The following is a 12,921-nucleotide window of genomic DNA, read 5'->3' as shown; positions in this document are numbered from 1 at the left end:
CGGCTTCTCGCTTAAGCCTCGAAAAACTCAACTTTGCCGCCGGACAGATGGTACATGCTGCCGACGATTTTGATTTTTTTCTGCTCTTCCAGCTGCTTCAGCACCGGGCTGTTGTTACGGATGCTCTCGATGGTCAGCTCGACGTTTTTCCGCGCTACCGCGTCGACGAAATCGTAGTTGCTGCCGCTACGCTCGCCGCTGTAGACGGTTTTCTCGATGGCCGGCTTAATCTCCTCCAGCAGGCCGGTCAGGTTGCCCAGCTCCGCGTTATCGATCGCGCCGCGCACCGCGCCGCAGCGCGTATGTCCCATCACCAGCACCACCTTCGCGCCGGCAACGGCGCAGGCGAACTCCATGCTGCCCAGCATATCGCGGTTGCTGATATTACCGGCGACGCGCGCGTTGAAGGTTTCGCCGATGCCGGCGTCCAGCACAATCTCAGCGGGCGCGCGCGAGTCGATGCAGCTCAGGATCACCGCCGCCGGGTACTGACCGGCAATGCTGTTGCGCTTCTGCGCCAGGTAGTCATGTTTTACCGGACGGTTTTCGCGAAAGCGCAGGTTGCCCTGCTTAAAGTGGGCGATGACCGCGTCCGGCGTCATGGCGTCGCGCTCCTCTTTGCTCAGCGAGGCGGCGAAAGAGAGGGTCGGCAGGCCCAGTGTGCCAACGCCGGTTACGGAGAGCGCGGACAGCGCCAGCGTTTTCTTCAGAATGGAGCGACGGGCAGGCTGGGCGGGTTGAGCGGTTTTCATGGTGTGGTCCTGGTATGAAATTAACGGTTAAACGGCGCGATAATACGCAGCGAAACATTAATCAACCCAAAACCACACCAAGATAAAGGTTATTTGCGGCGAGGCGCTACAGCTTGAGGTAGACGCGAATGCCGTCCAGGAACATCTGCGTCGCCAGCATAATCAAAATCAGCCCCATCAGACGCTCCAGCGCGTTGACGCCTTTGTCGCCCAGCAGCCGTAAAAACAGCCCCGACAGCAGCAGAATCGTCACCGTGACGCCCCAGGCGATCAGCAGCGCGCCGACAAGATGCCCCATCTGGTTAGGATACTGATGCGACAGCAGCATCAGCGTGGCGAGCAGCGACGGGCCGGCGACCAGCGGGATCGCCAGCGGCACCAGAAAGGGCTCTTCGCCCGCGGGCAGGCCGCTGCTGCTGCTTTCGTCCGACGGGAAAATCATGCGGATGGCGATAAGAAACAGGATCACGCCGCCGGAAATCGAGACGGTTTCGGTGCGCAGATTAAGGAACGTCAGAATGCGTTCGCCCGCGAACAGAAACAGCAGCATCAGCACCAGCGCGATCAGCAGCTCGCGGATCAGCACCGCGCGCCGCCGCTTCGGCTCCAGATGCTTGAGCACCGACATAAAAATCGGCAGGTTGCCCAGTGGATCCATAATCAGCAGCAGTAAGATGGTCGCAGAAATCATTTCAGTCATTTTTTTGGTTATTCCTTTCATCCCGACGCGGGGTTATTAGCCGCGCTGCTGAAAAAGTTGGCGCAATCGAATTAATTCACTTGCCAGAAAAGCTGCATTTTGTAGAGTTGTTGGTCACAGGTAAATCCATTTATGACGCAGAGCGGAGTGAAAACCCATTCCGTTCTTCCCTTCGGTAAGCAGGTCGGCCCTTATCGCTGACTGAGACGGACAGAAAATGAATAATGTAGGTTTTATTGGTTGGCGCGGTATGGTCGGCTCCGTGCTGATGTCGCGCATGAGCGAAGAGCGTGATTTTGACGTTATCAATCCGGTCTTCTTCTCCACCTCGCAACTGGGACAGGCTGCGCCGACGTTTGGCGGCAAGTCCACCGGTGCGCTGCAGGATGCGTTTGATATCGAGGCGCTCAGGGCGCTGGATATCATTATCACCTGTCAGGGCGGCGACTATACCAGTGAAGTCTACCCGAAGCTGCGCGCCAGCGGCTGGCAGGGCTACTGGATTGACGCGGCCTCGACGCTGCGCATGAAAGACGACGCCATCATTATTCTCGATCCGGTCAACCATCAGGTGATTCGTCAGGGCCTCGACAAAGGCATCAACACCTTCGTCGGCGGCAACTGCACCGTGAGTCTGATGCTGATGTCGCTGGGCGGCCTGTTTGCCCAGGATCTGGTGGAGTGGGCCTCCGTCGCCACCTATCAGGCGGCGTCCGGCGGCGGCGCGCGCCATATGCGCGAACTGCTGACCCAGATGGGTATGCTGCATAACCACGTCGCCACCTCGCTGCAGGATCCGGCGTCGGCCATTCTCGACATTGAGCGCAGCGTCACCGAGCTGACCCGCTCTGGCACGCTGCCGACCGATAACTTCGGCGTGCCGCTGGCCGGCAGTCTGATCCCGTGGATCGACAAGCAGCTCGACAACGGCCAGAGCCGCGAAGAGTGGAAAGGTCAGGCGGAAACCAACAAGATCCTCGGCACCGCGCGCACCATTCCGGTCGATGGCCTCTGCGTGCGCGTCGGCGCGCTGCGCTGCCACAGCCAGGCGTTCACCCTGAAGCTGAAAAAAGATGTGCCGCTGGCGGAAATCGAACAGCTGCTGGCGTCCCATAACGAGTGGGTGAAAGTGGTGCCTAACGACCGCGAGCTGACCATGCGCGAGCTGACGCCTGCGGCGGTGACCGGCACACTGACCACGCCGGTCGGTCGCCTGCGCAAGCTCAATATGGGCCCGGAGTATCTCTCTGCCTTTACCGTCGGCGATCAGCTGCTGTGGGGCGCGGCCGAGCCGCTGCGCCGCATGTTGCGTCTGCTGGTCGACTAAAACAAAACACTAAGCGAGGCCGGGATGTTCCCGGCCTTTTGCCTGATTATTCTGAAATAAGTCAAACCGCTTAGCGTCTGTAAGTGATCGGCTTCCCTTTTTTACGTCCCCGCCAACAATTTTTCGCTTTCCGGGCTGGCAACCTGCAAGCCCAAGCTATGATTTAACAATGATGTGCCGGTTGTTGACTGTTTTGCATTTCGCACTGAATAGTTGTTGTACACGGCAAAGTTATTTTCCCACGGAGCGGTTTCCTTTCTCTGCCGTTGTACGCATGGCTCAATGAAGAGCAGCGCACCTGATGCGTGGCATAAGCCGCGCTCATTTCGCCTGCCACATAATCACAGGAAGAAAGTCATGTCAGAGCTTCCCGATCGCCTGGCGATCAATGCCCTGTTTGCGGGTAATTACTCCGATCCCTTCGCCTTGCTGGGGATGCACCAGACAGCCAACGGGCTGGAAGTCAGGGCGCTGCTGCCCGACGCTTCGGAAGTATGGGTAATAGAGACTAACACCGGGCGCAAAGTCGCCCAGCTGAAATGCCTCGATTCGCGCGGCTTTTTCAGCGCGGTGGTGCCGCGCCGCAAGAATATGTTTCGCTACCAGCTGGCGGTGAACTGGCACGGTCAGCAGAATCTGATCGACGACGCCTATCGCTTCGGGCCGCTGCTGCAGGAGATGGACGCCTGGCTGCTGGCGGAAGGCACCCATTTGCGCCCTTACGAAACCCTGGGCGCGCACGGCGCGGTAATTGACGACGTGCACGGCACGCGCTTTAGCGTCTGGGCGCCTAACGCGCAGCGCGTCTCGGTGGTGGGCGATTTCAACTTCTGGGACGGCCGCCGCCATCCGATGCGCTTCCGCCGCGAAATGGGTATCTGGGAGCTGTTTGTGCCGGGCGCGTACAACGGTCAGCTCTATAAGTTTGAAATCGTCGATAACAGCGGCCAGCTGCGTATTAAAGCTGACCCTTACGCCTTCGAGGCGCAGATGCGCCCGCAAACCGCCTCGATGATCTGCGGCCTGCCGCCGAAGGTCGAGATGGCCGAAGAGCGTAAGGCGCGCAACGAATTCGACGCGCCGATCTCCGTCTACGAGGTGCATCTCGGCTCATGGCGCCGCCACACCGAGAACAACTTCTGGCTCAGCTACAAAGAGCTGGCGGAGCAGCTGGTGCCCTACGTCAAAGAGATGGGCTTCACCCACATCGAGCTGCTGCCGATCAACGAGCATCCCTTCGACGGCAGCTGGGGCTATCAGCCGCTCGGCATGTATGCGCCGACGCGCCGCTTCGGCACGCGCGACGAATTCCTTTATTTCATTAACGCCGCGCACGAAGCGGGCCTGAACGTGCTGCTCGACTGGGTGCCGGGCCACTTCCCCAGCGACGATTTCGGCCTGGCGAAGTTCGACGGTACCGAGCTCTACGAGCACAGCGACCCGCGCGAAGGCTATCATCAGGACTGGAACACCCTGATCTACAACTTTGGCCGCCGCGAAGTGAGCAACTATCTGGCGGGCAACGCGCTCTACTGGCTGGAGCGCTACGGCATCGACGGTTTGCGCGTCGACGCCGTGGCCTCGATGATCTACCGCGACTATAGCCGCGCCGAAGGCGAATGGGTGCCGAACCACTACGGCGGTCGGGAAAATCTCGAAGCTATCGCCTTCCTGCGCTACACCAACCGCACGCTGGGGCGCGCCGCGCCAGGCACCGTCACCATCGCCGAAGAGTCCACCGATTTCGACGGCGTGTCGCGTCCGCCGGAATCGGGCGGCCTCGGCTTCTGGTACAAGTGGAATCTGGGCTGGATGCACGACACCCTCGACTACATGAAGCTAGACCCGATATATCGCTGCCATCATCACGACCTGATGAGCTTCGGCATGATGTACAACTACACCGAAAACTTCATGCTGCCGCTTTCCCATGACGAAGTGGTGCACGGCAAGAAGTCGCTGCTTGATCGTATGCCGGGCGACCCCTGGCAGAAGTTCGCCAACCTGCGCGCCTACTACGGCTGGATGTGGGCCTTCCCCGGCAAAAAACTGATGTTTATGGGCGGCGAGTTCGCACAGGGCAAAGAGTGGAACCACGATGTCAGCCTTGACTGGCATCTGCTGGAGGGCGCCGATAACTGGCACCACGGCGTGCAGCGGCTGGTGCGCGACCTCAACCACACCTATCGCCACTACGCGCCGATGCATCAGCTCGATTTCGACCCGGCCGGCTTTGAGTGGCTGGTGGTCGACGATCGCGAAAACTCGGTCTTCGTCTTTGTGCGCCGCGACCGCGACGGCAACGAGATTATCGTCGCCAGCAACTTTACGCCGGTGCCGCGCCACAACTATCGCTTTGGCGTTAATCAGGCGGGGAACTGGCGCGAAGTGATCAACACCGATCAGCACAGCTATCACGGCAGCGATACGCGCAACCCGGTGGTGCATACCGATGAGATCGCCAGCCACAACCGATCGCAGTCCCTGTCGCTGACGCTGCCGCCGCTGGCGACAATCTGGCTGGTGAAGGAGGCGGAATGACGCTGCTTCCGGGACGTGCTGAGCCGCCAGGCGCCAGTTACGACGGCAAGGGCGTTAACTTTACGCTCTTCTCCCGGCATGCCGCGCGCGTCGAGCTTTGCCTGTTCGACCAGGGCAAAGAGCGACGCTTCGATCTGCCGGCGCGCACCGGCGATATCTGGCACGGCTATGCGGCCGCGCTAAAACCGGGTCAGCGCTACGGCTTCCGCGTTCACGGCCCCTGGGCGCCTGAGCGCGGGCACCGCTTTAATCCCGCCAAGCTGTTGGTCGATCCCTGCGCCCGCGCGGTAGAGGGCGAGGTAACAGACGACCCACGACTTTACGGCGGTATCGAGCAGCCTGACGAGCAGGACAGCGCCGCCGTGGCGCCTAAATCGCTGGTGGTGGCGGAGGACTTCGACTGGGAAGGCGACGTCGCCCCGCGTACGCCCTGGGGCAACACGATTATTTACGAAGCGCACGTCCGCGGATTAACGCAGCGACATCCGGAAATTCCGGAATCGCTGCGCGGGACTTACGCCGCCCTCGGCCATCCTGTTATGGTGAATTACCTGCGCCATCTCGGCGTCACCGCGCTGGAGCTGCTGCCGGTGGCCCATTTCGCCAGCGAGCCGCGCCTGCAGCGTCTTGGATTAAGTAACTACTGGGGCTACAACCCTTTTGCGCTCTGGGCCGTCGATCCGCGCTACGCCTCGCAGGAGAGCGCGTCGCCTCTGCAGGAGTTTCAGCAGGCGGTGAAGGATCTGCACGCGGCGGGTATCGAAGTGCTGCTGGACGTGGTGTTCAACCACACCGCCGAGCTGGAGGAGATCGGCCCGACGCTGTCGCAGCGCGGCGTCGATAACGCCAGCTACTACTGGCTGAGCCCGCAGGGCGAATATGAAAACTGGACCGGCTGCGGCAATACCCTGAATCTCAGCGATCCTGAGGTGATGAACTGGGCGCTGGAGGCGTTGCGCTACTGGGTGCGCGTCTGCCACGTCGACGGCTTTCGCTTCGATCTGGCGCCGGTGCTGGGGCGCACGCCCGATTTCTCGGCGCACGCGCCGCTGTTCGAGGCGATCAAAGCCTGCCCGCTGCTCTCGCAGGTCAAGCTGATCGCCGAACCCTGGGATATCGGGCCAGGCGGCTATCAGGTCGGCAACTTTCCGCCGCTGTTCGCCGAGTGGAACGACCATTTCCGCGACGATATGCGGCGCTTCTGGCTGCACCGCGACGTCAGTAACGGCGCGTTCGCGCGCCGCTTCGCCGCCTCCAGCGATCTGTTCCAGCGCGACGGCCGACTGCCGCACGCCGCCGTCAACCTGATTACTGCGCACGACGGCTTTACGCTGCGCGACGTGGTGAGCTTTAACCATAAGCATAACCAGGCCAACGGCGAGGATAACCGCGACGGCAGCAACGGCAATTTCAGCTACAACCACGGCGTAGAAGGGCTGCGCGCCAGCTTCGACGTGATCGAGCGCCGTCGCCTGAGCACGCATGCGCTGCTGACGTCGCTGCTGCTGGCGCAGGGCACGCCGATGCTGCTCGCCGGCGACGAGCGCGGCCACAGCCAGCACGGCAACAACAACGCCTACTGTCAGGATAATATCCTGACCTGGCTCGACTGGCAGGAAGAAGAGAGCAGTCTGGTGGATTTTACCGCCGCCCTGATCCGTTTGCGTCAGCAGATCCCGGCGTTAACCGCCGATCGCTGGTGGCAAGAGGGCGACGGCAATGTGCAGTGGTTCAATGCCAGCGGCAGACCACTGCAGCGAGAGGAGTGGGAGCAGAAGGCGCACAGAATGCAGATTCTGCTCTCCGGCCGCTGGTTAATAACAATAAACGCCACGGATTCGGTGAGTGACATCGCCTTACCAGACGGAGAATGGCGTGCCGTTCCTCCTTTCGCCGGGGATGACAACCCCATTTTGTCGACTGTCTGGCATGGTCCCGCACACGGCGTGTGCGTGTTCCAAAAGCAATCATAAGGAGTCAGACATGGTTAAGTTAGACAGAACCGATCACCTGATGCTGGCCCGCCAGCTCCCTACACAGACGGTTGCGCTGATCCTCGCCGGGGGAAGGGGTACGCGCCTGAAAGACCTGACTGCCAAACGCGCCAAGCCAGCGGTGCATTTCGGCGGCAAGTTTCGCATCATCGACTTTGCTCTTTCGAACTGCGTTAACTCAGGTATCCGCCGGATCGGCGTGATAACGCAGTACCAGTCGCACACGCTAACGCAGCACGTTCAGCGCGGCTGGTCTATCTTCAACGAAGAGATGAATGAGTTTGTGGATTTGCTGCCGGCGCAGCAGCGCACCTTAACTGAACACTGGTATCGCGGCACCGCAGACGCCGTGACCCAGAACCTCGACATTATTCGCCGCTATCAGGCGCAGTACATCGTGATTCTGGCCGGGGATCATATTTATAAAATGGACTATTCGCGCATGCTGCTCGACCACGTCGACGCCAACGCGAAGTGCACCATCGCCTGCCTGCCCGTGCCGCTGCACGAAGCGACCGCCTTTGGCGTGATGGCCGTGGATGAAAACAATAAAGTGATCGACTTTGTAGAGAAGCCGCCGCAGCCGCCCGCCATGCCCGGCGACGATACGCAGGCGCTGGCCAGTATGGGGATCTACGTGTTTAACGCCGATTATCTCTATCAGCTGCTGGAGGAAGATCTGCAGGAGCCTAATTCTAACCACGACTTCGGCAAAGATATTCTGCCGAAAGTGGTAGCGAGCGGCGAAGGGTATGCCCATTCGTTTACGCTCTCCTGCGTGCAGCAGGATGAAAGTTCGCCGCCCTACTGGCGTGATGTAGGGACGCTGGAAGCTTACTGGCGCGCTAACCTCGATCTGGCGTCGGTGACGCCGGAGCTGGATATGTATGACCATACCTGGCCGATCCGAACCCATATGGAGCCGTTGCCGCCCGCCAAGTTCGTGCAGGACCGTTCGGGCAGCCATGGTATGACGATGAATTCGCTGATCTCTGGCGGCACCATCATCTCCGGCTCGGTCGTGGTGAACTCGGTACTGTTTCCACGCGTGCGTATTAACTCGTTTTGCAATATCGATTCCGCCGTACTGCTGCCGGACGTGGTGGTGGGACGCTCCTGCCGCCTGCGTCGCTGCGTGATCGATCGCGCCTGTGTGCTGCCGGAAGGCATGGTGATAGGAGAGAATCCTGACGAGGATAGTCGTCGGTTTTACCGTTCAGAAGAGGGTATCGTTCTGGTCACACGCGCCATGCTTGCCAGGCTGGCCAGCGCGTAGCCGCCAACGATAAAAAGCACCATATAATCGACGCGAGGATCGCGCCCGATCACTTATTAAGAGGCCGAGGATGCAGGTTTTACATGTCTGTTCAGAACTTTTTCCGCTGCTAAAAACCGGCGGGTTGGCTGATGTTGTTGGGGCATTGCCGCAGGCGCAGATTGCGGATGGTACGGATACGCGGGTGCTGCTGCCCGCTTTTCCCGATCTGCTTAAAGGGATCCCCGAAACGGAGGTGGTGGCCGAGTTGCAGACTTTCGCCGGTCCAACGCGGCTGCTGTTTGGCCATTTCAATGGCGTCGGCATCTATCTGATCGACGTGCCGGAGCTCTACGAGCGACCCGGCAGCCCGTATCACGATACGTCGCAGTTCGCCTATGTGGATAACTATTTGCGCTTCGCGCTGCTTGGCTGGATGGGGTGCGAAATCGCCAGCGGGCTGGACACCTACTGGCGGCCCGATATCGTTCATGCGCACGACTGGCATGCGGGTCTGACCTGCGCCTATCTGGAGGCGCGCGGACGTCCGGCAAAGTCGGTGTTTACCGTCCACAACCTGGCCTATCAGGGGCTGTTCGACGCGCGCCATCTGGAAGAGATCCAGCTGCCGAGAGCTTTCTTCGACATGCACGGGCTGGAGTTCTACGGACAGATCTCCTATCTGAAGGCGGGCCTCTTCTTCGCCGATCACATCACCGCCGTCAGCCCGACCTATGCGCATGAAATCACGCGCCCGGAGTTCGGCTACGGCATGGAGTCGCTGCTGGAGCAGCGGCTGCGCGAAGGGCGTCTGAGCGGCATCCTTAACGGCGTCGATCCCGGCATCTGGGATCCGGCGCACGACCTGCTGCTGAGCGCGCGCTATAACCGCGACACGCTGGAGGCGAAGGCCGAGAACAAACGGCAGCTGCAAATCGCCATGGGGCTGAAGGTCGACGACAGCGTGCCGGTGTTCGCGGTGATCAGCCGTCTGACGCGGCAAAAAGGGCTGGACCTGGTGCTGGAAGCGCTGCCTGGCCTGCTGGCCCAGGGCGGACAGCTGGTGCTGCTCGGACAGGGCGACGCGGAGCTGCAGCAGGGCTTTCTCGCCGCGGCGGCGGAGCATCCCGGCAGCGTCGGCGTGCAGATCGGCTATCACGAAGCCTTCTCGCACCGCATCGTCGGCGGCGCGGACGTCATCATGGTGCCGAGCCGCTTTGAACCCTGCGGCCTGACGCAGCTCTACGGCCTGAAATATGGCACGCTGCCGCTGGTGCGGCGCACGGGCGGCCTGGCCGATACGGTTAACGACAGCTCGCTGGAGAACCTGGCCGACGGCATCGCCAGCGGATTCAGCTTTGAAGACAGCAACGCCTGGTCGCTGCTGCGGGCAATTCGACGTGCTTTTGTATTGTGGTCGCGGCCTTCTCTCTGGCGTTACGTTCAGCGACAGGCGATGGGGATGGATTTCAGTTGGCAAGTGGCCGCGCAGGCCTACCGCGATCTTTACCAACGTTTGCTGTAATCAGAGACTGGGATAACTGATATGAATGCTCCTTTCACCTATACGTCGCCGACACTCACGGTCGAAGCGCTGAAACACTCGATTGCCTATAAGCTGATGTTTACCATTGGCAAGGATCCCTCCGTGGCGAACCAGCATGACTGGCTCAACGCCTCGCTGCTGGCGGTGCGCGACCGCATGGTGGAGCGCTGGCTGCGCTCCAGCCGCGCGCAGCTGTCGCAGGATGTCCGTCAGGTCTATTACCTGTCGATGGAGTTTCTGCTAGGCCGGACCTTAGGCAACGCATTGATGGCGATGGGCATTTATGACGATCTCAATCAGGCGCTGGACGAGATGGGATTAAATCTGGCCGACCTGATGGAAGAAGAGAACGATCCCGGCCTCGGCAACGGCGGCCTCGGGCGCCTGGCCGCCTGTTTTCTCGATTCGCTCGCCACGCTGGGTCTGCCGGGACGCGGCTACGGCATCCGCTACGATTACGGCATGTTTCGGCAGAATATTATCGACGGCGAGCAGAAAGAGTCACCCGACTACTGGCTGGAGTACGGCAATCCCTGGGAGTTCCAGCGTTACAACACGCGCTACAAAATACGCTTCGGCGGCCGCATTCAGCATGAAGGGGCGAAGGTGCGCTGGCTGGAAACTGAAGAGATCGTCGCGATGGCGTACGATCAAATCATCCCCGGCTTCGACACCGATGCCACTAATACGCTGCGCCTGTGGGGCGCGCAGGCGAGCAACGAAATCAACCTCGGCAAATTTAACCAGGGCGATTATTTTGCGGCGGTAGAAGATAAAAACCATTCGGAAAACGTCTCGCGCGTGCTCTATCCCGACGATTCCACCTATTCGGGACGCGAGCTGCGTCTGCGCCAGGAGTATTTTCTGGTTTCCGCTACGGTGCAGGATATCCTCAACCGCCACTGGCAGATGCACAAAACCTGGTCCAACCTCGCGGACAAGATCGCTATTCACCTGAACGATACCCATCCGGTGCTGGCGATCCCGGAGCTGATGCGTCTGCTGATCGACGAGCATAAGTTTAGCTGGGACGATGCGTTCGAAGTGACCTGTCAGGTCTTCTCTTACACCAACCATACGCTGATGAGCGAGGCGCTGGAAACCTGGCCGGTGGAGATGATCGGCAAGATCCTGCCGCGCCATCTTGGCATTATTTTCGAAATTAACGACTACTTCCTGAAGACCATTCAGGAGTACTACCCGGAAGACTGGGACCTGCTGTCGCGCATCTCGATCATCGACGAGAACAACGGCCGTCGCATTCGCATGGCGTGGCTGGCGGTGGTAGTGAGCCACAAAGTCAACGGCGTCTCCGAACTGCACTCCAACCTGATGGTGCAGTCGCTGTTCGCCGATTTCGCGCGTCTCTTTCCGGGGCGTTTCTGCAACAAGACCAACGGCGTGACGCCGCGACGCTGGCTGGCGCTGGCGAACCCGGCGCTGTCGGAGCTGCTGGACGAAGAGATTGGCCGCACCTGGCGCACCGATCTTAGCCAGCTTGCCGAACTTAACCAGCAGATCGACTATCCGGCGTTTATCGAGAAGGTGGCTGACGCCAAGTTCGATAACAAGCGTCGCCTGGCGGACTGGGTGGCGAAGAATATGGATGTGGTGCTGGATCCCAACGCCCTGTTCGACGTGCAGATCAAGCGTATCCATGAATATAAACGTCAGCTGCTGAACGTGCTGCACGTGATTACCCGCTATAACCGCATCAAGGCCGATCCGGGCGCCGACTGGGTGCCGCGCGTCAATATCTTCGCCGGCAAGGCGGCCTCGGCCTACTATACCGCCAAGCACATTATTCACCTGATCAACGACGTGGCGAGCGTGATCAACAACGATCCGCAAGTGAAGAACAAGCTGAAGGTGGTGTTTATCCCGAACTACAGCGTCAGCCTGGCGCAGATCATTATTCCGGCGGCGGATCTTTCCGAACAGATCTCAACGGCGGGCACCGAGGCGTCGGGCACCAGTAATATGAAGTTCGCGCTCAACGGCGCGCTGACTATCGGTACGCTGGACGGCGCCAACGTCGAGATGCTGGAGCACGTCGGCGAGGAGAATATCTTTATTTTCGGCAACACCACGCCGCAGGTGGAAGCCCTGCGCAGCGGCGGCTACAACCCGCGTAAATATTACGAAGAGGATGCCGAGCTGCATCAGGTGCTGACGCAGATCGCCTCCGGCGTTTTCAGTCCGCAGGAGCCAGGCCGCTACCGCAATCTGTTCGATTCGCTGGTGAACTTCGGCGACCACTATCAGCTGCTGGCGGATTACCGCAGCTATGTGGATACCCAGGATAAGGTGGATGAGCTTTATCTCAAGCCGGAGGAGTGGCAGCGCCGCGCGGCGCTGAATATCGCTAATATGGGGTATTTCTCTTCTGACCGGACCATCCAGGAGTATGCGGATGAGATTTGGCATATTAAGCCAGTGAGGCTCTGAGCGGGTTCCCGCCCGCTGGCGGGTTGGCCTGCTGCGCAGGCGGGCCTGAGCGGGTTCCGCCGCCAGGCGGCAGGGAGTTTCATTTCGCCTGACAGCGGCCAGGTTTCGTTCGCCTGACAGCGGTGCGGGTTTCGTTTGCCTGACAGCGGTGCGGGTTTCGTTTGCCTGGCAGCGGTGCGGGTTTCGTTTGCCTGACAGCGGTGCAGGTTTCGTTCGCCTGACAGCGGGGGAGTTTCATTTCGCCCGCTGCGGGCGACCGAGCAGGGCCGGTGGGCGCCGGCCCTGCACCCGCGCCCCGGGCCAGCTCACCCGCCCGCTGCGCGGGTCCCTTCGCTCCCTCAGGATTTCTGACGGACCG

8 protein-coding genes are annotated in these 12,921 nt (G+C 60.3%); 6 read left to right on the top strand and 2 right to left on the bottom strand.

Annotated elements, in window-relative coordinates:
- Nucleotides 1-11: 11 nt before the first annotated feature.
- Nucleotides 12-752, bottom strand: coding sequence for a carbonic anhydrase (locus tag B3229_RS14085; protein ID WP_048781000.1), 741 nt, complete (start codon nucleotides 750-752; stop codon nucleotides 12-14).
- Nucleotides 753-858: 106 nt separating this feature from the next.
- The gene (locus B3229_RS14080; RefSeq protein ID WP_033753533.1) at nucleotides 859-1,452 is read right to left on the bottom strand and encodes a YhgN family NAAT transporter; all 594 of its coding nucleotides are present in this window, start codon (nucleotides 1,450-1,452) and stop codon (nucleotides 859-861) included.
- 217 nt (nucleotides 1,453-1,669) lie between these two features.
- Between B3229_RS14080 and asd the strand changes: the two genes are divergently transcribed.
- The 6 genes from asd to glgP all read left to right on the top strand — a co-directional run bounded on the left by asd (nucleotide 1,670) and on the right by glgP (nucleotide 12,563).
- Nucleotides 1,670-2,779, top strand: a complete 1,110-nt coding sequence (asd, locus tag B3229_RS14075) for an aspartate-semialdehyde dehydrogenase (RefSeq protein WP_286871654.1) — start codon at nucleotides 1,670-1,672, stop codon at nucleotides 2,777-2,779.
- A 357-nt stretch (nucleotides 2,780-3,136) separates the two neighbouring features.
- Nucleotides 3,137-5,320 (top strand): 1,4-alpha-glucan branching enzyme, encoded by a 2,184-nt coding sequence (gene glgB, locus B3229_RS14070; RefSeq protein ID WP_048780998.1) that lies wholly within the window; start codon nucleotides 3,137-3,139, stop codon nucleotides 5,318-5,320.
- Nucleotides 5,317-7,293, top strand: a complete 1,977-nt coding sequence (gene glgX, locus B3229_RS14065) for a glycogen debranching protein GlgX (RefSeq protein ID WP_048780997.1) — start codon at nucleotides 5,317-5,319, stop codon at nucleotides 7,291-7,293. The genes glgB and glgX overlap by 4 nt, the downstream gene beginning before the upstream one ends.
- 10 nt (nucleotides 7,294-7,303) lie before the next feature.
- The gene (gene glgC / locus B3229_RS14060; protein ID WP_048780996.1) at nucleotides 7,304-8,590 is read left to right on the top strand and encodes a glucose-1-phosphate adenylyltransferase; all 1,287 of its coding nucleotides are present in this window, start codon (nucleotides 7,304-7,306) and stop codon (nucleotides 8,588-8,590) included.
- A 70-nt stretch (nucleotides 8,591-8,660) separates the two neighbouring features.
- Nucleotides 8,661-10,094 carry a glycogen synthase GlgA gene (gene glgA / locus B3229_RS14055; protein ID WP_048780995.1) on the top strand — a complete coding sequence of 478 codons (1,434 nt, stop codon included), beginning with the start codon at nucleotides 8,661-8,663 and terminating at the stop codon, nucleotides 10,092-10,094.
- 21 nt (nucleotides 10,095-10,115) lie between these two features.
- A complete protein-coding gene (gene glgP / locus B3229_RS14050; protein WP_286871646.1) occupies nucleotides 10,116-12,563 on the top strand; it encodes a glycogen phosphorylase in 2,448 nt (815 codons plus the stop codon).
- The last annotated feature ends 358 nt before the right edge of the window (nucleotides 12,564-12,921 follow it).

Source organism: Pantoea sp. UBA5035 (genome assembly GCF_002415245.1).
In the GTDB taxonomy this organism is placed as follows: Bacteria; Pseudomonadota; Gammaproteobacteria; order Enterobacterales; family Enterobacteriaceae; genus Pantoea; species Pantoea septica.
The sequence above is the reverse complement of the archived record's forward strand: the minus strand, read 5'-3'. Positions and strand labels throughout refer to the sequence as shown.